The 21836-nt window shown below is 52.1% G+C and carries 18 protein-coding genes; 3 read left to right on the top strand and 15 right to left on the bottom strand.

The features are described from left to right. Window positions 1–6 precede the first annotated feature (6 nt). On the bottom strand, window positions 7–1977 hold the full coding sequence (locus tag TH19_RS02390) for a sensor histidine kinase (RefSeq protein ID WP_114100693.1): 1971 nt from the start codon (window positions 1975–1977) through the stop codon (window positions 7–9). Continuing rightward, complete coding sequence (locus TH19_RS02385; RefSeq protein WP_114100692.1) at window positions 1970–4225, bottom strand: EAL domain-containing protein; 2256 nt, start codon at window positions 4223–4225, stop codon at window positions 1970–1972. The genes TH19_RS02390 and TH19_RS02385 overlap by 8 nt, the downstream gene beginning before the upstream one ends. A gap of 522 nt (window positions 4226–4747) precedes the next feature. Here TH19_RS02385 and TH19_RS02380 point away from each other — a divergent pair. From TH19_RS02380 to TH19_RS02370, 3 genes are all read left to right on the top strand, one after another. Continuing rightward, on the top strand, window positions 4748–5506 hold the full coding sequence (locus tag TH19_RS02380; protein WP_114100691.1) for a HugZ family pyridoxamine 5'-phosphate oxidase: 759 nt from the start codon (window positions 4748–4750) through the stop codon (window positions 5504–5506). 220 nt (window positions 5507–5726) lie between these two features. Further along, window positions 5727–7352 (top strand): phosphoenolpyruvate carboxykinase, encoded by a 1626-nt coding sequence (locus TH19_RS02375; RefSeq protein ID WP_114100690.1) that lies wholly within the window; start codon window positions 5727–5729, stop codon window positions 7350–7352. 210 nt (window positions 7353–7562) lie between these two features. Next, window positions 7563–8453: a substrate-binding periplasmic protein gene (locus TH19_RS02370; RefSeq protein WP_114100689.1), complete on the top strand. Its 891-nt coding sequence runs from the start codon at window positions 7563–7565 to the stop codon at window positions 8451–8453. A gap of 34 nt (window positions 8454–8487) precedes the next feature. Here TH19_RS02370 and TH19_RS02365 read toward each other — a convergent pair whose 3' ends face one another. From TH19_RS02365 to TH19_RS02300, 13 genes are all read right to left on the bottom strand, one after another. Next, window positions 8488–9399 carry a flagellin gene (locus TH19_RS02365; RefSeq protein WP_114100688.1) on the bottom strand — a complete coding sequence of 304 codons (912 nt, stop codon included), beginning with the start codon at window positions 9397–9399 and terminating at the stop codon, window positions 8488–8490. 12 nt (window positions 9400–9411) lie between these two features. Then, window positions 9412–11133 (bottom strand): flagellar hook-associated protein FlgK, encoded by a 1722-nt coding sequence (gene flgK / locus TH19_RS02360; RefSeq protein ID WP_114100687.1) that lies wholly within the window; start codon window positions 11131–11133, stop codon window positions 9412–9414. A 60-nt stretch (window positions 11134–11193) separates the two neighbouring features. Further along, window positions 11194–11634, bottom strand: coding sequence for a hypothetical protein (locus TH19_RS02355; protein WP_114100686.1), 441 nt, complete (start codon window positions 11632–11634; stop codon window positions 11194–11196). Window positions 11635–11646: 12 nt separating this feature from the next. Then, window positions 11647–12942: a flagellar hook protein FlgE gene (gene flgE, locus TH19_RS02350; RefSeq protein ID WP_114100685.1), complete on the bottom strand. Its 1296-nt coding sequence runs from the start codon at window positions 12940–12942 to the stop codon at window positions 11647–11649. Window positions 12943–12959: 17 nt separating this feature from the next. Then, on the bottom strand, window positions 12960–13655 hold the full coding sequence (locus tag TH19_RS02345) for a flagellar hook assembly protein FlgD (RefSeq protein WP_114100684.1): 696 nt from the start codon (window positions 13653–13655) through the stop codon (window positions 12960–12962). A gap of 138 nt (window positions 13656–13793) precedes the next feature. Beyond that, window positions 13794–14294 carry a periplasmic heavy metal sensor gene (locus TH19_RS02340; protein WP_114100683.1) on the bottom strand — a complete coding sequence of 167 codons (501 nt, stop codon included), beginning with the start codon at window positions 14292–14294 and terminating at the stop codon, window positions 13794–13796. After that, window positions 14291–14992 carry a hypothetical protein gene (locus tag TH19_RS02335; protein WP_114100682.1) on the bottom strand — a complete coding sequence of 234 codons (702 nt, stop codon included), beginning with the start codon at window positions 14990–14992 and terminating at the stop codon, window positions 14291–14293. Before TH19_RS02335 ends, TH19_RS02340 begins: the two co-directional genes overlap by 4 nt. 63 nt (window positions 14993–15055) lie before the next feature. Then, window positions 15056–15667: a sigma-70 family RNA polymerase sigma factor gene (locus TH19_RS02330; protein ID WP_258547794.1), complete on the bottom strand. Its 612-nt coding sequence runs from the start codon at window positions 15665–15667 to the stop codon at window positions 15056–15058. Window positions 15668–15674: 7 nt separating this feature from the next. Then, the gene (locus TH19_RS02325; RefSeq protein WP_147250695.1) at window positions 15675–16169 is read right to left on the bottom strand and encodes a flagellar protein FliS; all 495 of its coding nucleotides are present in this window, start codon (window positions 16167–16169) and stop codon (window positions 15675–15677) included. Next, window positions 16132–17820 (bottom strand): flagellar filament capping protein FliD, encoded by a 1689-nt coding sequence (gene fliD / locus TH19_RS02320; protein ID WP_114100680.1) that lies wholly within the window; start codon window positions 17818–17820, stop codon window positions 16132–16134. Before fliD ends, TH19_RS02325 begins: the two co-directional genes overlap by 38 nt. 78 nt (window positions 17821–17898) lie before the next feature. Then, window positions 17899–18717, bottom strand: a complete 819-nt coding sequence (locus TH19_RS02315) for a flagellin (RefSeq protein WP_114100679.1) — start codon at window positions 18715–18717, stop codon at window positions 17899–17901. A gap of 228 nt (window positions 18718–18945) precedes the next feature. Beyond that, window positions 18946–19812, bottom strand: coding sequence for a flagellin (locus tag TH19_RS02310; RefSeq protein ID WP_114100678.1), 867 nt, complete (start codon window positions 19810–19812; stop codon window positions 18946–18948). 197 nt (window positions 19813–20009) lie between these two features. Next, window positions 20010–21695 carry an EAL domain-containing protein gene (locus TH19_RS02300; RefSeq protein WP_114100676.1) on the bottom strand — a complete coding sequence of 562 codons (1686 nt, stop codon included), beginning with the start codon at window positions 21693–21695 and terminating at the stop codon, window positions 20010–20012. Between the last annotated feature and the right edge of the window lie 141 nt (window positions 21696–21836).

Here is a 21836-nt window from a genome sequence, read left to right as displayed (position 1 = left end):
TATCGCCTAGCCGGTCGCATGCGAAGAACGTGATGCTTCCGCGGGATCACGGCCATTTTTCCGACCGTCCTCAAAGATATACGGGTTGGCTGTTTCAGTAACCGGCACCACTTTGGGAATCATCATGATAAAGCTGGACCCTTCACCGGGTTCTGACTGCAAGGTGATTTCACCCCCCAGGACCCCGACAACAATGTTGGACACGATGGTCAAGCCAAGACCGCTGCCACGGTCGGGCAAATCACTTGACCAGAACGGTTCAAACACGCGCTCATGATCCTTGGGATCAATGCCAATCCCGTCATCCCAGACCACCAATCGGTAAAACTTTTCATCAAAATCGCTGATATCAAGCTCGATCTTGCCGCTTTCGCGCCCGTAAAAAGCGTGCTGAACAGCATTATTGATCAACGACAACATGATCTGCTCAATGGCATCGGCATAGCTGTCAATCGGTGCTGTTTCCGGCGCAGAAAGTGTCAGTTCGATCCCTTTTTTTGCCAGTTGCGAGGCCAAAGTCCCGACCAGATTATGCGCAACTTCGGCCATGTCAAAGTTGCGCCTGACATGATTGGACTGATCGGTCGCAGTTTCCTTGAAGTTGCGCACCAGCACACTGGTGCGTTCAATATTCTTCTGAATAATACTGATACCGCGCCGCAGATGTTCGATATCCTCACTTTGCAAACTGTATTCTGCGTCGCGGGCAAGATTGACGATCATTTCATCCATATCGTGAACAACCGTCGTACTGACTGACAAGGCATTGCCAAGCGGAGTTCGCATTTCATGCGCAACACCGGCCACAATACGGCCAAGTGCCGCCATGCGTCTTACCGAAACAAGGTTTTCTTCAATCCGTTGCTGGATGTCCTGTGCCTGTTTGCGACGTGCCGCAAAATACCCGATCAATATGGAAAAACAGGTAATCGCCAAGATCGCACCAACAAAAATAAAACGATCTGCCGGTCGGGTTGAAAGAAGCCCGTCATACTTGCTGGCCTTGCTAACCACATAAAGCTTGGGCTGATCCGGCAGGACGAGTTCCTGTTCTGATGCCTCGGCCAGATCGGCAATCGACAGAACACCGACATGATAAAGCAGATCGCGGTGCTCAAACGTTGCCCGCCGCACAACGGCACTCATTTTTTCCCAAAGTTGCGCATCCCTGGCAGCAAGCGTCGTATTTTCGCCAAGCATAAAGCCCCAAAGCTGATCATCGGAAACCCCGGCCAACCAATATCCTTCGCGATTAAGCAACTCTCTGGCAATCGCGCCATCTTGCATGGTCAGGAAATCTGATAGTGGCTCGGCCATATCCAGATTGATGGCGAGATAGCCGATAACCTCGTTCTGCGCCGTGGTAATCGGGGTAATCAAACGCGACGTTGGTTGATACGGGAATTCGATTTTGCCGTGTTCGACATTCAGATCAAGCCGACTGATATAAACCTGTCCCGGATGCAGCAATCGGGATGCCTCAAAGTAATATCGGCCTGCCTTGTTTTGATACTGATCTTCGGGAACCACAACCACATGCGTATCACGACGATCCACCCGGATGACTTCCATCCCTTCCGGCATCAGAATACGCAATTGGCTAAATCGCCGAACCACACCGGACAATTCCTTAAAGTAGGCGCGTGTGGCTTCCGGGTTTTCACGAAAATTTCGCACTGCCGGATGCAAAGCCGAAAGCTTCACCGTTTGAATTGCCGTTTCATACCAGCGCAACAGATTGATGATCTGGTTTTCGCTATCAACAAGCAACTGCCTGGATGTCAGATCGTCCCGACGATCTGCCTCTGCCTGATGCCATTGAAACCACCCGGCCAGAAATACCGCCGATGCAACCACAAACAGGCTTACACTTACGATCCAGAATTGCCGAAGTTTGAACCATGGGACTTCCAGGGATTCCGCAATTCTTTTTGCCTGTACATTTCCGGGGGCTTTTTGTACGGGGCTCTCAATCACCTTTAAGCGCCTCGTCCAGATTCCAGCCTTTATACCATTCGATGAATTCCTGTGGTGTCAGGCCGGGGCTGTAAAAGAAGCCCTGCACTTCGTCTATGCCAAGGAACCGCGCGATTTGATGCTGTTCGCGGGTTTCAACCCCCTCGGCAACGACCTTAAGCCCCAGATTTTCTGCAATCGCAGCAGCTGACGCCGCAACACTTCCCCGTGCACGTTCGATGGTCAGGTTTTTGACAAAGGACTGGTCAATCTTGATACCCGAAACCGGTAACAGGTTCAGATGGCTGAGTGACGAATAACCAGTCCCGAAGTCATCAAGCCAGATTTTGTAGTCATTATCAGCCAGCATTCGCAGGGCCGTGGTTGCGTCATCTTCGCTGGTGAAAACATGGCTTTCGGTAATTTCAAAGCTGACCGCATCACTGCCCAGACCGCGGCTTTGACATTGGCGGATAAGCTCCTTGATGAATTCAAGGTTGCTGACATCACTGGCGGCAAGATTAACTGCCACCCGCATTTGCGAGAACCCGTGAGCCTTAAGAACCCGCCGCATTTCCACGACGCTATCAAGGCACTGGAATGCGATATCGGCACTTAGTCCCGCACGTTCGGCAATCGGGATGAAGATTCCCGGCGAGATATTTTTCCCTTCATGTTTCCAGCGACACAGGGCTTCGCTGGCAACAACCGCCCCGGTACGCAGATTGATTTTCGGCTGGAATACAAAGGTGATTTCGCGCGCCTTCAAGGCATCCTGAAGATCGCCGCGCATTCGCATGGCATTTTCAACGTCGTCGGCCATCTCGGATCGGAATTCGGATGTTCCGCCCGGCGCCGTCTGTTCCTGTTTCAAAAGGGTTATGCGGGCTGCACGTTGAATCTCAGAACTTTTACGCCCCTGCAAATTGCCGCGTACAACGCCGATTGATGCCTTGACCGTAATCTTGTTGCCCATCACATCAAACGGCTCGTCAAACACCTTTTCAAGCGACGATGTTTCAAGATGCCCAGTTCCATCGACAATACCGAAAATAAATTCGCTGACACGGGCAACCAGAACACCGACTTCCGTCACACATTCAAGGCGTTCATAAACCGCAAGCATCAGGGCATCCGCCATCGAAACACCAAATGCAACCGCAAGATCAGGCGCATCTTCTATGCTGAGCATTGCGACAACGGCCTGCTTGGCATCCGAACTGTTCAGACCAAGCAATTCACGATCAAACGCATTCTGGTTCGGAACACCAAGGCGCTGGTCATGAAATGCCAGTTCGCCCAGCTGATTGATCAGTGCAAGGTTTTCAAAACAGATCGCAAGGTTGCTGGAAAAAACTTCCAGCAAAACAAGTCCATGATCAGTCAGATCACCATTATGCTCGAAATAGACAAGAAGTTCCCGACCGGTCGCACTTTTATGGCGCAATCCAATGCGCGTGCCGTTGATCACCGGCTCGTTATATCTGCTTTCACACAGTGAAATCAGTTCGTGATCCATGTCTTTCAAGTCGGCAATACATTCCCCGACCTGCCCGGCGAAACGGCCAACACCCGACATCACGACCATATTCTCGGCATTGGTTTCCGAACTGCCCATCGCACAAATCGCGCCTTCCGGGCGCAAATGCAAAATGGCGGCAATCTGGCGCAAGACCCCTTCGGTAAACAGGTCCAGATCCTTGTTGCCAAAAAGCTGTCTGGTCCCATCGATGATCATTTCCAATCCGGCGCGGGTCGCACTTAGGGTTCGGATATAATCATAGGCCCGTATCGCTGTGGTCAGGGACGTGATCAGCCGGGATCGTGTCAGTTCGTCCTTGGACCAGTAATCATCAACTTCATAGTCCTGGATAACCCGGTTTTCCGGTGCCAGCCCCGGATAACCGGTGCGTAAGATGATCCTGGGTTCTCTAAAACCAAGTGCTCGAAACTCTTTGACCAACCGTAAACCGGTGTCTGGTGATTCCATCACCACATCCAGAAGAATGACCGCAACATTGGGGACAAGCTTAAGATAATTAAGCGCTTCCTCTGCGTTCACCGCATGCAGAAGCTTAAGCGGACGGCCGAGTATCTTGACTTTGGAAAGCGTAAATTCAGTTGCCTCGTGCACGTCGACATCATCGTCAACAACCAGCACTTTCCAGTTGTGCTCGGGTACAAGACTGTTTTCTACGAAACTGCGGTCCGATTTATTCTCTGCGTCATTTGATGTTTCTGCAACGTCATTTTCGCCTTCAAGACCCATAGCATCCTCCCCGACACACAATCGTCCAGAAACCTTTGATGCATTTTGATCACTCTTGTCCGCTTCTATGTCGGACGCCTTGTTATCCGGTGTCGCCCGTTTTCCGGATCGAACGACGAAAGTCGTCTGGAAAAAACCAAATGATTTTGGCCTGTTTGGGCATCTGGCCTTTCAGCCGTTAAAATGTCCGCAAACAGCCGGTCTACACCGATATTTCTGACGTTCGGCCAGGATCATCTCACTTGTCACGGTATCGAGATTTCGACCAAACATATACATATATATAGTATGCCGTTTTGCTTAATAACAAGGCAAACAGGCCAATTAAAACTAAGCCAAATGCGCAAAACAGCTTGGCCCGGAACTTGAAATCACTCTAAGTCCGAACTGGCCCATATATAAACTTATGCACGATTACGCATAAAACAACTCTATCCATAAGTGCAGCTCATCTTGTCTGCTTGCGCAAGGCCCCCGGGATCAGTCAAGCTTGCAGGAATTGCTTTCAGGATAGGAAAACCGATGTCCGACACCCCGAACAGTTCAGCAAGCAGTGCGCTACGCCAATCCTGCCGTTTGGCCAGACAGGCTGCATTATCGACCATCGCATCTGATCACAAACAGGTCGCCGATGGTTGGCCGGCGGTTTCCATGGTTGTTCCGGCAATTGGAATTGATGGTACGCCGATCTTGCTGATTTCCGATCTGGCCGACCATACCCGCCACATTCAGGCAGATAACCGGGTATCTTTGTTATTCACCAATCCATCAGCGGCACCGGGTCCGGCAAGTATCATAGAAACGGACAACGCCCGAATAACCGTCTTTGGCCGGGCTGTGCGTGACGAATCCGCGATAACACGCGCCTGCTATTTGCGTGCCCAGCCAGATGCCGCCCAATATGCCGATTTCGCCGACTTTGCTTTTTATCGCATCGAAGTCGACGCCATTTACTGGGTCGGCGGATTTGGCAAGCAACGTCGCCTGAACAGTCATCAATTCCTTGTCGAGGATTGTTCGCCCCTGATCGCCGGTCACGACGGCATCATCAGTCACATGAATGCCGATCATCTGGACGCACTGGCTGACATCGTTGGGCACTTCACCACCCATGATCCGTCAGCGGGCTGGAAGATGCATTCCATCGACTGTGACGGCATGGTTTTGATCGCTAACGATGCAAATACCGGATCGATCAGAATCGACTTTGCGCGCACCATCCGAACGCCGGGGGATGCACGCGAAATTTTGGTCGAAATGTGCAAAATTTCGCGCACATAAGTCGGACCATTTGTATTCCGAAAATTTATTACTTCGACCCTGAACATGTAATTTTCGCAAACGCAAAAGTCGCTACGTTTTCCTAGGTATTAGGCAAAAGGACCGGTTGCTTTTAAGACACCTTTGTAACAATATGTCTCAACACAACGGTTTCCCACAAATTGTTGTGTAGAATAGCATATTAACCCCCAGCTCTTTTAATTCCCACCAGGAGAGATTCGTGCTGCAATCAGGACCCGTTGTCAGCCGTGTAGGCCTTGAAACTCATGGCCTCAAAAACCTTGGCGCCGTTCACTGGAACCTCGACGCTGCCGGCCTTTACGAACATGCGATCCGTCGCAATGAAGGCAAAATTGCCAAAGGTGGCGCATTTGTCGCCTTGACCGGCGAACATACCGGCCGTTCCCCGCTGGACCGTTTCGTTGTTGAAGAAGACAGCACCAAGGCAGATATCGATTGGGGCGACGTAAACCGCCCTGTCAGCCCGGAAGTGTTTGAGCGCCTCTATCAGAAAGTGCGCGCATATTTCCAGGGCACCGAACTTTTCGTGCAGGATTGCTTTGCCGGTTCCGATCCGCGTTTCCGTCTTCCGGTTCGCGTGATCAACGAAAACGCATGGCATAACCTTTTTGCGCGCAACATGTTCATTCAGCCGCAGAAAGAAGAACTTCGCGATTTTGCTCCGGAATTCACCATCCTTCATGCACCGGGCCTTCAGGCAGATCCGGAAGTGGATGGCACCCGTTCCGAAGTTTTCGTGATGGTCAGCTTCGAGCGTAAAATGGTCGTCATCGGCGGCACCTGGTATGCCGGCGAAATGAAGAAATCGATCTTCTCGGTTCTCAACCATATCCTTCCGGCCAAAGGCGTCATGCCGATGCATTGCTCGGCCAACATGGGCAAAGACGGCGACACCGCCATCTTCTTTGGCCTGTCGGGCACCGGCAAAACCACGCTTTCGGCTGATGCGTCGCGCACCCTGATCGGTGATGACGAACATGGTTGGGGCGAAGACGGTGTGTTCAACTTCGAAGGCGGTTGCTATGCAAAGGTGATCAAGCTTTCCAAAGAAGCTGAACCGGAAATCTTTGCGACGACCGAACGTTTCGGCACCGTTCTTGAAAACGTTGTGATGAACAAGCAGTCGCGCGAACTCGACCTCGACGACGCCCGTCACACCGAAAACACCCGCTCTTCCTATCCGATTGAATTCATCCCGAATGCATCGGAAAGCGGCCGTGGTGGTCATCCGAAAAACATCATCATGCTGACCTGTGATGCGTTTGGCGTTCTGCCGCCGATCGCAAAACTTAGCTCGGCACAGGCGATGTATCACTTCCTGTCGGGTTACACCGCCAAGGTTGCCGGCACCGAAAAAGGTGTCAAGGAACCGACCGCTGCGTTCTCGGCTTGCTTTGGTGCACCGTTCATGCCGCGTCACCCGTCGGTTTACGCCAAGCTTCTTGGTGAACTGATGGAAAAACACGAAGCCAATTGCTGGCTGGTCAATACCGGCTGGTCCGGTGGCGGCTATGGCGTTGGTTCGCGCATGAAAATCGCATACACCCGTGGTCTTCTGAACGCGGCTCTGAATGGCGAACTGGCAAATGCCGATTTCGCGACTGATCCGTATTTCGGTCTGGCATATCCGACCGCCTGCGGCGACATCCCGGCAGAAGTTCTCAATCCGCGTGAAAGCTGGAGCGACAAGGCAGCCTACGACAAGGCCGCTGCCAACCTGACCGGCCTGTTCGAAAAGAACTTCTCGAAGTTCGAAGAACATGTCACCGACGACGTTCGCGATGCGGCAATCCGCAACAGCGCCGAAGTCAAAGCAGCAGAATAATCTTCTGCCCATATCATTCAGAAAGGCCGGTGCTTGCACCGGCCTTTTTGCTGCGCATCGCAAACGAAAATAAACAATTCCAGATTGCGTACCGAACTGATCTAGCGCAATTCACTGACACAACAGAAATAATACATTGCGCCCAAAGCATGATATCGTCATGCGTCAGAACCCATTGAATATTAGAAGATCTTTGAAACCGGAAGCCAGATGCGCATCAAAGCACATTGCACCGACACAGCACGTAACCCGATTGCCAATGAAACGGCAGGGCGCCCAAAGCTGTCTGGCAATACGCAACTTTTGCGATGGTTTTCAACGCTTTCGGTTCTGTGCCTTGCCCTTATTCTATCTGTGCACGGTGGCGCAGTGGCGCAAAACTCCCTGAATTCCCCGGTGGGCAATCACCAGACCATCACATTGGCCTGCAACCCTTTCCCGCCAGCCAAAATTGCCGAAAATGCCAATCAACCCGGCTATGATGTCGAAATTCTTAGGGCGGCGTTTGCCAGCCGGAACATATCACTACTGACACCTTTTTATCCGTGGAAACGGGCGTATTTTCTGGCCCAAACCGGTCAGGTCGATGGCCTGTGTTCGTGCAGTTACCTGCCCGAACGTGAAGCAGATTTCCTCTATTCCGACACGCTTGGCCATGTCCGCGTTTCGTTATATGCCACGAATAAAGAAGTCCTTGAGACCGTCGATAGAATCGAGGATGCCCGCAACATGACGGTCGGGGTGGTTAATGGCTATAATCTTGAAACTTCCGCACGCGAAGCCGGTGTCGACGTAATCATGGCTAATAGCGAAACAACCCTGGTAAATCTATTGCTGTCTCGCCGTCTTGACGCGGTGTTGTCTTTCCGGGCCCCGATGGATTACCTGTTGAATGTCAAGAATGACGGCATTCCAAATGCCTCGACAATCAAAAGCAAAATCCTGTCAAACGACCCCTATTATTCCTGTATTGCCCGCAAGACCGAACATGCCGACCGGCTTATGACGGAATTGAATGTCGGCCTTGCAGCGATCCGGAAAAACGGTCTCTATGACACCATCATGGAAAAATACGGAATTCTGTCCGATATCTCCCAATAAGCCCGTGCTTTCGATCTGCACCCAAGCCTGTTTATCACCGCAGATATTCAAACAGCGACATGTCGGTGATTTGCGCCGTCACCGAATAGGATGCTTCAAGCTGGATCGACAATGTTTCCAAAGTAACCACCGCCTCGGCAAGATCAATGTCGGTCAGGTTTGATACGGTGCCTTCGGCCGCCAGCTGAAAATCGATATGCATATCAACAACAGCTTCAAGCTGGTCCTGCGTATAGGACACCTGATTTTGCAATTCTGACAATCCTGCCGCCGCACTTTCGATCAGTTCCATTGCTTCACTCAAGGCATCTTCGTCCACCGGATCGGTACTGGCATTCGCAGCAAGGTTCAAGGCACGCAAGGCCTGCTCAAACGCATCTTCCTGTGCCGTGATCCCGTATTCGATGGTTGTGCCATCCGCAACCTTGGCCGATGCGATGTCACTATTCCCGGAATAATAGCTAAGATCTGTGGTCGACGGACTGGTAATCACCGCATAATCGGCGGCATCAACCGAAACCGGGGCCGTATCCGTCGCAGAGCCTGCATAGATATAACGCCCCTCATATTGGGTATTCAAAAGTGATGCAAAAGTCTCAAGGGCCGCACCGGCGGATTCATTAATCCCGTATGCCTTGTCCGTCCCGGTGCTTAATGCACCGGACAAATCCGACGTCATTTCCGTCAAAAGATCGACCATGTCATTAAGCGTCGAATAATAGACCTCGACCCTTGTCTGAATGGTTTCGGCAATATCTGCATAGGCCGATGCTTCGGAGATTTCCGCACTCAGGGTCGCAATGACATATGAACTGTCGGCGACACCGGCATAGGAATCCGATTTCACGCCGGAACTCGATTGCTCGGTCGCGGTCGCCAGCTGAGACTGAACCGAACGAATTTGACTAAGCATGTTCTGCTGCATCGCGGCTGTGGAAACGCGCATTTCTTTGATCCCTTACCTGACCGCATCAAGCAATGTATCCATCAGCGACTGGGTGATTTCCAGGATCGCTGCGGCGGCCTCATAGGCACTTTCTAGGTTACTAAGCGTGAGTGCCTCTTCATCGGTATTCACGCCATATTGGTTGGAAAAACTTTCGACCAGCTCGTCATAGGCGCTGCTGGCTACACTGGCCTCGGTTTCCGCACTCGATGCCTGCTGTGCGACGTCTGACAGGATTTCGGCGGCATAGTCTGACAAGGTGGTTTTGGTTGATCCAAGGTCACCCGCCGCATCAAAACTGATATTTTCGTCAAACAGATCGGCAAGGGATTCCGCAATATCCGAACTGCCCGATGAAATCACACTGTCCCCCACGGCAAGTCCGGCATCGTCTGATCCTGACCCGACCGGCAGCTTGCTGGTATCGGCAAGCCAGTCTGCATTCACCGAAATATTTCCGGCGTCCGTTCCGGTAAACATGTCGTTTAGGCCGAAATAATCCGAAAATCCCTGATCATCGGTGCCAACGCTGGCATCCATATTGATGATTGAAACGCCGTAATCATCATCGGATGCGGCAATTTCAAGTGTTCCGTCACTGCCAATCGACGCATCCAGATAGGTCGATCCATTGATTGCATCTACAATGTCCTGAACGCTTGTGATCGTCGAAAGGTCGATTTCAATGACTTCGACAGCGTTGCCATCCTCGTCAGTTGCGGCTAGTCGAACCGTGCCCGACCCTGAAAACGCATCGGTCAGATCTGTTTCGACAGTCCCGACAAGTTCACTTGGCGCCGGATAGGCCGTCCCAAGATTGGTCACGGCATTGATGCTGTCCATCAGGGTTGTGGCAAGGTTATCCAGCTCTTCCTGAATACCGGGAAGAGTTTCATCACGCAGTTCAATCAAGCCGCCCAGACTTCCGCCTGAAATACTGCTCATGATCGATTTGCCGTTCACGGTAATATCGGAAAATGTCGTATCGGCCGTTACTGTTCCGACCGCGTTATAGGACAGTTCCTGAACCTGGCTGCCAACAACAAGCGTGCCGCCAATATAGACCTGGGTGGTGTTCGATGAGTCGGTGTAGTAGCTGATATCGACCAGTTCGGATAATTCATTGATCGCCTGGGTCCGGGCATCCTGAAGTTCGCTTGTCGAAAGCGTCGTGCCATCTGTTCCATTCAGCTGATCGTTGTAGGCCTGAATAACATTCAAAAGATCATTGATCTGATCAACCGTATCTTCAATCGACTGATCAGCATTGGCGCGTTCACTTTGAACTGTTTGGGAAAGGTTATTAAGTTCGTCGGCAATCGCGTTTGCTTCGCTTAATGTCGTCGACTTTGCCGACTGGCTGTCAGAACTGATCGCCAGCGCTGCGATTGCCGTTTCAAGGTCAGTGATCAGGGTCGAAATCGAACCATCATCGCCAATATCCCCGAACTGGGTCGCCACCATATTCAGCGGATCGGCAAAAACCGACGCATATCCGCTTTCAGAAGCGGCCTCGCTGATCGATTTCAGAAGATAGCTGTCCACCGTCGATCCGACCGAGGTCACCGTTACGCCGGTTGCAGCCCCCGTGGTGACACTGCTCGCCAGACTAAGCGATTTTGCGGTGTAACCTTCGACCGATGCATTGGCGATATTTTCCGCAGACACACTGATCCCGGCCTGACTGGACTGCAGGGCACTGAGAGCAGATGACTGTGCGGCACGGATCGACATGGTGTGACCTATCGAATCTGATCGGATAAAACGAATGGCAGTTGGAAAGCGGAACGGGGCTTACATCTTCATATTGAATATTTTCTGATGCGCCTTGCCGCGCAGATCGCCCTGACGGTCATAGGATGTCGAACTGTCACCCGCGGTCGCCGCCCAACCCGCCCGAATGCGTTTAAGACAGGCTTCCCGCTTTGCCTTCAGACGTACATTGTTACGATCAAGTTTGGCACGAAGCGTTTTGACCATTTCAAAATCAACAATCAGCCCGGCATGAACCTGACCGGTGCGAACCTTACGCTGCGTTGCCAACTCGGCATGCAGTTCGTCTTCAAGCTTGGTTTTTTCCTGTGTGATGTCTGGCAACAGATCGTATTGCGCCTGTTCAAGGATGCGCCATTCAACATCCAGAAGGTCGATGAGGCGATGCATGATGCCCTGGATTTTGTCATCATCTTGCGGGGCAGACAGGGTGTTGGTTTCCGTGGCGTTTAATGCAGTCATGTCAGCCTCGCCTTAGTTCACAGAAGAAATCAGGGTGTCATACATGTCGCTGGTGGTTGAAATCACCTGCGCGGCCGCCGAATAGGCCTGCTGTGCGACAATCATTTTTGAAAACTGGGTCGTTGTGTCGACGGTCGACGTTTCAAGCGAATAGTCGGCAATCGTGCCCGTCCCGCCATCACCCGGCGTTTTCAGGACATAGGTCCCGGACGTATTGCTTTCCTTGAAAACCGTGTCGCTATACGCGGTCAGACCATCTGCATTGGCAAAATCGGCCAGAACAATCTGATAGACAGGCTCGCTGACACCGTTGTCGTAGGTCACTGAAACCACCCCGTCGTCAGAGATCGAAATTTCCGAGATTTCGGAATAGTTCGACCCATTCTGATCGACGGAATAAAGCGTCATGTCGCCGTCTTCATCGTCCGACGCATATTGCTGCAGACCATCATTCTCGCCCGCGGTACCCATGTCGGTCACAATCGTGCTGTCAGATGCCCCGGTCGTCCATCCGGTCACTGTCAGGGTCGCACTATCAGTCACATCCGTACCACCGCTATCCTCGATAGAGGCAAGCTCACCATCGGAATTGAAAGTAATGGTCAAAGGACCACCCGATGACGTTCCGGTCACGGTCGTACCATCCGATGTCAGAACCGGATCGGAATAGGTCAGCTCCCACTCATTGGCGGCCGTCTTGGTATATTCATAGGTGATGGTGTGGCTGGTGCCGAGGCTGTCAAACACCTCAACATCAATCGAGAAACTGTCACCGACCTCGGCATCGGCAGGCAAGTTGGCCACAATCGATGTTTCGGTTGTCGCTTCTGCCGTACCGGTCAGGTTTTCCAGATTGATTGTGGTCAGTGCCGCCGTGCTGGTCGGAACCGTACCCGATTCCGGATCCCCGTCCGAATTCAGGGCATAGCCCATCAAATAGTAACCCGATCCGTTCACAAGGTTGCCATCGGCATCAGCCGAAAAGTCCCCGGCGCGGGTGTAATAGGTATCGCCATTTCCGTCGGTCACAACGAAAAAGCCGTCCCCCGAAATCGCAAGACTGGTCGCGGTATTATCCGCTTCAATAAGGCCCTGGGCCGAGATATTGGTCAGTGTCGATGTCGTCACACCGTTGGAATAACCCTGCGTGGTCGAACCCGGTGTTGTGACAAGGGATGAAAATGCCGCGGTGCTGTCCTTGTAACCAACGGTCTCGCTATTGGCGATGTTGCCGGAAATGATGCCAAGCGAAGTCGATTGTGCATTCAGACCTAAAACGGCGGAATTCAGTGCGCTGCTAAGGCTCATGGTTTTTATCCTTTGTTTCAGGAAACTGTTTGCGTGCCCTGCACATCATCGATCGAAACATCGACCCCGTTGACGTACAGCACGGCTTCATCCCCGGTCAGGTCGAGTGCCGACACCACACCGGTCATAAGGATTTCGGAATCAATGGAGTTGCCATCGGAATCAACGGCACTGACCGACAGGGTGTAAGTCCCCGAATTCAGGGTCCCGCCTGCGTCGGTGGTGCCATCCCAGATGAAATTATTGCTGCCTTCAGAACCGGCTTCGGTCGTCTCGTAAACAACATTGCCGTCTTCGTCGGTCACCGTAACCGTGACACTGGCCGCATCATCATCAAGCACGTAGTACCACTCGGCCTCGCCATTCTCGAGCGGGGCGGTGTCGCCAACCGCAACGATATCTGTGCCCAGATAGGCCTGCGCAGCACTGTTATCGACAACCCCCTGAAGGGCTGAAAGGGATTCCGAAAGGTTGGAAAGAAGCGTGTTGTTCTGTTCCGCCAGTTCAAGTTGCTCAAAGGTCGCCAACTGAGTGGTGATTTCCGACACGTCTTCCGGATCGGTCGGATCCTGATTCTCCAGTGTCGTCAGAAGCAGCGTCATATAGGTTTCATATGTCGAGCTGTCACTGGTGCTGGTCGAGATCGTGCTGCTGCTCGACGACGAGGTCGAGGAAGTCAGGCTGTCATATGTCAGGCCACTAAGGAAACTCATCACCAACTCCGGGCAAGAACAGTTTTGGGCGTCTATGTTCTTTGCACGGCGGGAATGACGAAAACTGGCGCAGAAAGTTTCGACTTTTCCGAAATAAAAAAGGGATGCATTTGCATCCCTTGATTTTAAACGATTTGTTTATTGCCTTGGCGGGGGCGGCATATCGCCCGGCCCCATAAAGATCATTTGACGTCGATCTTCTGGTGAAAGCGCAATGGCGGCATTGGCCATATGCCCCAGAACCGTCGTCAAATCTTCCTGAATTGCTTCTTTCAACCCGGCATATGCGGCACGAACTTCGGTGTCTGACGCCTCCGGATCATCAAGTGTTGAACGCAACTCTTCTGTCAGCAGACGCGGGCTCGGGCGGCTGCGGATTTCAGCAATCACCGAATTGAATTCCGCATCAAAAATAACTTTGCCCTCGTCACTCAGACGCGTCCGGACATTTTTCAACATCCGGATACCGGGCGGTTCGTCATCAAATCCGCCAGGCGGAGGCGGCGGCATCGGCGAACGGAACATCGAATAACCACTGACCAGATTTCCGGCAAGCGCGCCTGCCAGAAACAGATTGATTGCAAGGGACGCCCACATCAGCTTGCGCATGGTCGAAACCCGTCGGAATGCAAAGCTCATTGTGCCGACACTCCCTGTCCGGAAACAGAATTTGGAACGGCCGTATCCTGACCATCCTTCGGAACTGTAACCTGATCAATGACATAGAGGTGGTTTTCCAGGAAATCGATCACTTCGATTTCGTCGGCATGTGCATTCACTTGCTGGCCTTCTTCGATGGTCATAACAACGCCAAAAACAAAACCGGCCAGCGCACAGGCGGCCATGCCAACCCCTGAAAACATGCGGCGGCCCAATAGATGCAAGACACCTTTGGCCCGCCCGTTATAGTGGGCTGCGTCAGTCGCAATCGCCGGATTAACCGGGGATTTTGTTGATTGGGTCGGATAAGTTTTGCGGGCCGGTCCCTCGCCCAAGGGTGCTGCACTCGCAACTGTCAGGTGCGCACGCGATCTGGGACGATCATCAATGGATTGAAAGGACTGGTTTGGATCGGATGCTTCTGCTTGCGATACGCTGCTGGCTTTGTTTTCTTCGGCCTCGATGGCAGCAAAGATATCATCAATGGCCTTGTGCTTGCCCATCGGCAACGGATCATCGGCCAGAAGATCTTCGACAGAACGCAACGAGCGCAGCAATTCCGCGGCATGTGCATCCTGTGCCAGCAGAACATTCGCCTCGCGACGCAAGCTATCAGGCCAGGACCCAAGATCCCAACCGTACTGGTCCAGTAATTCTTCGAAACGCTCGATTTTCACAGCACACCGCTTTTTCTTAGGACGAACTTACCTGTTCGAACGGAACGTAAAACTAATCGTATCTCAGATCGTTTTCAACTCTTCACGTAAACGCCTTCGCGCCCGTTTCAACAGTGATTCCATAGCATTGACTGAAACCCCCATAATCGAGGCAGCTTCCTGATTGGATAATTCACGGTCATAAAACAGGTTAATGGCAATTTGTTGTTGGTCAGACAGCTTTTTGATTGCGACCCGCAGGCGTTTGAATTCCTGATGCTGGGCCAACCGGTCAACAGCCGACATTGTTTCATCGGGAACTTCGTCAAGTTCAGCCCCGTCAACAAATTGCGGCTTGCGCTTAAGGTCGATCACCCTGTTGACCGCAACCCGGTACAACCAGGTCTTGAAGGTTGCCCCGCCATCTGCCCGCCACTTGTCACGATGCAACCAGACACGGACAAAAACATCCTGTGCCACATCCTCGGCATCGCCACCGGTCAGTCCCATACGGCGCGCGATACCGACAATTCCACGATAGTAACGTTCAACGATCACCCGATAGGCGCGCTTGTCACCTTCGACCATACGCGCAACAAGGCTGTTATCATCAAGATCGCTCAGAACGTCATTGGCTGATGCAATGTCTGATATGTCAGAGCTTGTCGACACTGCTCCGCGAAGACCTACACTCAAATGTCCCTCACAACACTGTTCCGATCATCGGATGCCCTGATTGGGCTTGAACAGTCCTACTTGGATCGACTTTCGAGAATTTTTCCCATTCGCGCGCAAGCTCTTGCAGGTTGCGGTCAACGACCTCGTAACGTTCCTCCATGGAAGCGTCCCTGCGGTTACGTGCGAGCAATTTAATCATTCTTGCATAAAAGGCAAAGAGATCTCTTGAAAGTTCCGGTGCCGATTTTGGTGCAACACATGCCTGCAATGCTTTGAGGCGTGTCATGACAATCGCTTTTTCACGGCTTTCAAGATCGAATTTCTTTTCCGTGCGATATTTAAGCGCGGTCCGAAGATGCTGTCTGGTGCGGGTGATGGCGATTGCCATCATGGCCACGGGCGACGTGGTGCGAAGCGCATTGTTATATTGCGCACTTGCGCCGGCATACCGATAGGCCTGCTGGGAGGCGGCTGCTGTATTATTAGTCATCTTCACCCCACAAGGCTTCAAGTTGTTCACGCATAAGCTGCAGCTGATAAAGCTTGGTCTCGATCGCGGAATAGCGTTCGGTCAGTTCGGCCGCATATTCGTCGGCATCGGTTGTGATATCTTCGACCTTGTCTTCAAGATCATCGACCTGTTCTTCCAGCCGTTCGAGGCGATTGGCAATCAGGCCATCCGTGCTGCTGGTATATTTGTCGAGCGAATTGGTCAGGTCATAGGCAAGGCCACTGGTGATCGTGACCTCGACACTTTGCGATGTGTCGCCGCCAAAGAACAGCGTCACCCCTTCATAGGTACTGCCCTCGACGCCCACGATCTTGTTGTCACTGATGGTAAACAGGCTGCTATCGCCATTCACACTGGCCGATGTGATATTGCCATCCGCATCCGTTACGATATCGACAGTAAAGGTGCCGGTGTATGAGCCGTCCGCCTTGGAAACCAGAAGATCATCCGAATCCGTTTTCCCCGAATAGGAAAACAGATCCGCCACCGCGTCAAAATTCGACACCAGTGCGTCTTCCAGTACCTCTTCATCAATGACCAGATAGTTGCTGTCATCAAGGGTAATGCCAATCGATGCCAGCGACGCATATGTGTCGTTATCGTTGGTAAAGGACAGCATGTCGTAAACGGTCGAAGACACCGAACTTAAAAGACTATCGCCAAACAGAACCGCGTCTTCATCGGCACCTTCACCGGCTTCATAGGCCTGGTTGGTGATAATGAAACTGCGCAATTCGTTATAGGCATCAACAAACGCCTCGATCGCGCTATAGGCGGTGCTGGCATCTTCGTCGATTTCAAGCGTGATTTCAGTGCCTTCTTCCTCGGCATAGAGATAAAGCGTCACGCCATCAATGACGTCATCAACCGTGTTGCTGCTGCGCGTGACTTCAACACCATCAATTGAAAAGATCGCCTGGTCTGCTGTCACCAGTTCGTTGGCATAGGAACCGTCCGCGGCAACAAATCCCAGTGATTGCGCAAGTGTCGTGTCTGCACCATCCGTATCAAAAGTGATTTCCTGACCGGTATCGACCGCCGACAGAACCAGCATATATTCGTCGTCAGAAATTTGCAGGACGCTTGCACTGACACCGCTCGTTGATTTCTGATCATTAATGGCATCGGCAATGTCATCAAGCGACATGTCAGCGGTGATCTCGATATCGACCGCCTCGTAATCGTCACCGGCCACGAGGCTGATCGTACCGTCAAGCGCCATCGCGGCGGTACTGTCGGTGACGGTATCACCACCCAGTTTGTGCGCCGTTGCGAGTTGCGTGATTTCTAACGTGTAGCTGCCGGTTGCTGCCGTGTCATCAACCAGAACACCGACAACATCCGAGGCCGCAATACTTGCATCCGATGACGACAAATATGCCGATTTACCAACCCAGACATCATCACGCGAACTTTCAAGTTCGGTTTGCGCTGTCAGGGCCTCGGCAGCATCTTCAAGTGCTTCAAGCAGCGTTTGCAAATCTTCAAAGGCCGCAATTTCAAGTTCGATATCGTCAATTTCGGCCTCGACGGTATCAGCAACCGCAATCTTGGCGTCATAGGCATCCTGAACCAGTTCGGCAGTATCAAGGTCGGTCAGGCCGGAAACATAGGATGAAGAGGCATAACTCGACGACGTTGCAGAATTGATGGTCGACATGTGCTCCTCCTTTTTTCATCCGTTAAAAAATTCAGGACCATCCGGGGGCTCTCAAACACCGGATGGTCCTGTCACGAGTTAGCTCAGCAGACGCGAGAGCTTCTCGAGATTCTCATTGGAAACTGACAAGGCCTGAATGGCAGAATCCATCTTCACGCCCAGCTCGGTCTGATCCGCGCTAAGCTGTGCGATATCGGCGTCCATATAGACGCTCATCGCTGATTCAAGGTTGGTTTTGGCGGTATCAATGTTGCCCGCTGCATAATCAAAGCGCGACATCATCGCACCGACAGAAGCACGGCCGGCCGAAACAGTTTCAATCGCCGTCTCAATCAGGGTCAAAGCCGCAGCAGCCGTTGTCGAAGTCGTTACATCGGCAGCAGCAAGACCCAGACCTGTGGTGTCAAAGTCAGTACCGATTGTCACCGCAATCGGGCTCGCAGCGGAGTCCGCAGAGACGGTGAAGTTTTCGTCATACGTGCCGTCAAGCAACGCGGTATCGAAATAGGTCGTGGATTCAACGATGGAATCGACCTGACTGAGCAATTCCTGAAACTCGTCATCAAGATATGCGCGCTCGGTATCGGTCACAGAACCGGACGATGCCTGGGACGCCAGCTCGTACATACGCTCAAGAATATCGGCGATTTCGGCAAGACCGCCATCGGCCGTCTCAAGGATTGCTGTTGCAACCTCGGCATTGTCACCCGCCTGTTCCCAGGCGGCATAGTCAACCGACATCGCGGTATAAACAGCAAGACCTGCCGCATCATCAGATGCCGAGTTGATCGACTGGCCGCTCGACATTGCTGTCAGGACCGAGGTCATCTCGTCAGTGGTCTTGTTCAGGTTCGACACCGCAAGGGTGGCCGACATGTTTGTGTTAATACTCGCCATTTCGCTTCTCCTATTTGGATGTCATTTGGCTTACCTGCCAACGCGACCCACTTCGGGCCGATATAGATGCCCACGCAGCGGCGCAAAAAAACTGGCGCAAGAAATGACGATTTTTTTGATTTATTTTCCCGAACCGGATCGGCGGGCTGCTTTGCGCCGTATTTGATGGTCCACAATGAAAAAAGGCAGCCTGTGAAGGCTGCCTTTTGGAACCTGAAATCGCTTTGATCAGCTCAGCAATTTCGAAAGTTTTTCCAGATTTTCATTGGAAACGGACAGGGCCTGAATGGCTGAGTCCATCTTGACACCCAATTCAGTCTGATCCGCACTGAGCTGGGCGATATCGGCGTCCATGTAAACACTCATCGCCGATTCAAGATTGGTTTGGGCCGTTTCGATATTGCCCGCCGCATATTCAAACCGTGACATCATCGCACCCACCGATGCACGCCCGGCAGAAACGGTTTCGATCTGCGCTTCGATCATGGCCAGTGCCGTCGTGGCATTGGCTGCCGAACTGACCGACGAGGTATCAAACGCCGCCGTGGCAGTCGTTGCCGTCGTACCACTGCCAACGACATAAACCACGTCTTCACTGGTGGCATAATTGGTATCAAGCGTCACTGAAATCGCTGATGCAGCAGAATCTGCCGACACCGTGAAGTTTTCATCATAGGCACCATCAAGCAGCGACGTATCGAAATAGGTCGTTGCTTCAACGATGGAGTCAATCTGGCTCATCAGTTCCTGATATTCATCATTAAGATAGGTACGTTCGGTATTGGTCACCGAACCCGATGATGCCTGGGACGCCAGTTCATACATACGTTCAAGAATATCGGCAATTTCAGAAAGGCCGCCATCCGCCGTTTCAAGAATGGCTGTGGCAACTTCTGCATTATCGCCCGCCTGTTCCCAGGCGGCATAGTCAACCGACATCGCGGTGTAAACTGCAAGTCCCGCCGCATCGTCAGATGCAGAGTTGATGGACTTGCCGCTCGACATTGCGGTCAGGACCGATGTCATTTCATCAGTCGTCTTGTTCAGGTTCGACACCGCAAGGGTCGCCGACATGTTGGTATTGATGCTTGCCATTTTAACTCTCCTATATGGATGTGTCGTTTGGCTTACCTGCCAAAAGGCCCCCGAATACGGGCCGATAAAGATGCACACGCAACATCCCTGGAAAGCTGGCGCAGGTTTTTTAAATTTTTTGGCATTCACAACAAAAAAGGCCGCCCGAAGGCAGCCTTGCTTGTTCTTATCGCCACCCGCAAAGGGCGTTTGGCCGGTTAATACCGCCTTGAAACCGTATCCCGCCAATAAAGGGTAATATCGGATTCCGGTTTACCAAACAGATACCCTTGGGCGTAATCAAAGCCCGCCTTGGTGATCAGGTCTCGCATCTGGTCGGTTTCGATCATCTCGCCGACCACCTCAACATTGATCTCGTGGCATAGATCAACAAGCGACCGCATAAAAGCCTGCCCCTTGCTGCTTTTCATCGATTGACGAATGGATTCCCCATCAATCTTCACATAGTCGACTTCCATCGCACTGAGATACCGGAAATTCGATGCCCCGGTGCCGAAATCATCAAGACAGATTTCAATGCCAAATTCCCGGAACCGCGAAATCCATTTCGCCGCGGTATCAATATCCTTGATTTCGGATGTCTCCGTGACCTCCAGCATCAATTGGCCAAGAGTTTCACGATTCCGTTCGAACAATGCGATTGCAGACCGGCAAAAATCCGGGTTTTCCAGCGAATGACCGGAAACGTTCACGGCAACACGCACTGTTATCCCGGATTCAAGCTGTGATTTGATCCATTTAAGGTTTCGGCGCAACATCGCAAGATCAAGACGGTGGACCATATTGACCTGTTCTGCGAACGAGATCAATTCCTGCGTCGGGATCAGTTTTCCTTCATCATCATAGAAACGCACAAGCACTTCGAAATGATGGATTTCGGCATTGGGCAATCGCACAATCGGCTGATAGACCGCATCAAATTTCAGGCGATCTACCCGCATCCCGAAATCCTGCATCGCCGAAAAGGTGCTGTTGACCAGATTGTCGGCCTGCCCCATCAGACGAGAGAAGGTAAATCCGTGATCCTGACGATCACAGAACCGGCGGATCGAATACAAAACCCCGCGCGCCAGATCGCCCGGCGGAATAACCTCGGCGGTGAAATCGGTCACGGTTGATGTCACTTCAACACCGATCCCCTTCGGATCGGCATCCCGCACACATTCCTCGATCCGTTTTTCAAGATCGCCAATCGGCACATCGGGACGATGCAACATGCCAAACTGTTCCTTGCCAAGACGTCCGGCCGTATCCCCGGCCACGGAATGGGCGCGCAAAAACGCACCGACACTGGCCATCAGTTCGTTACGTTCAATCTGTTCCATACGCTTGCACAGCGGATCAAACGCATTGAGCGTCATCAGGGTGAATTTATGTTCAACGCCGGTTTCGCGCTGCGCCACCAGTCGTTCGGTCACAACCTTTGACAGACTTTCTTCATCAAGAAGGCCCGTGGCATTATCGCGCTGAATGGAACCGGCGATTTCGGGCGGTAACGAATTGATCGCAACCCGCAGGGCGACAAAGAAATGATCACCAAGATCAGGCAGGAAATAGCCGCTCATCGAAACGGGCGGGCTTAACATTTCGCGGTTTTGCGCGAAACGAACCTGAATATTATCCATACGACCACGCCGACGTGCGACATGGAACATCTCGGTCACAAGTGGTTGAAACTGCTTTGCCAGAAAACCTGTGAAAAGTTTGCCTGCCAGATCCTGGGGGCGGTGCCCCATAATCCCGTCCGATGCGCCCGATGCAAAAACGATCCGGAAATCGCCATCAAGCTCAAGCAGAAGGTCTCCCCAGACAAAGGCAAGTGCTGCAAAACGGTTCCGTTCATTGCGCAATTCGGTTGTTCGAGCTTTTATAAGTTTATCCAATGCGCCCTCTCACGCTGCCCGCAAACTTCGACATTTCCCACTTCCCCCGAACTCGAAAAACGTCGGCTCCGCCATTTTGGCTTTGTGCCATGATCCACCCGGTTTGATTAACAAGGGTTTTACGATCCCGACATTTGCTAT

The organism is Thalassospira profundimaris, assembly GCF_003326675.1.
GTDB classification, from domain to species: domain Bacteria; phylum Pseudomonadota; class Alphaproteobacteria; order Rhodospirillales; family Thalassospiraceae; genus Thalassospira; species Thalassospira aquimaris.
This window is presented reverse-complemented; position numbering and strand designations above follow the sequence as displayed.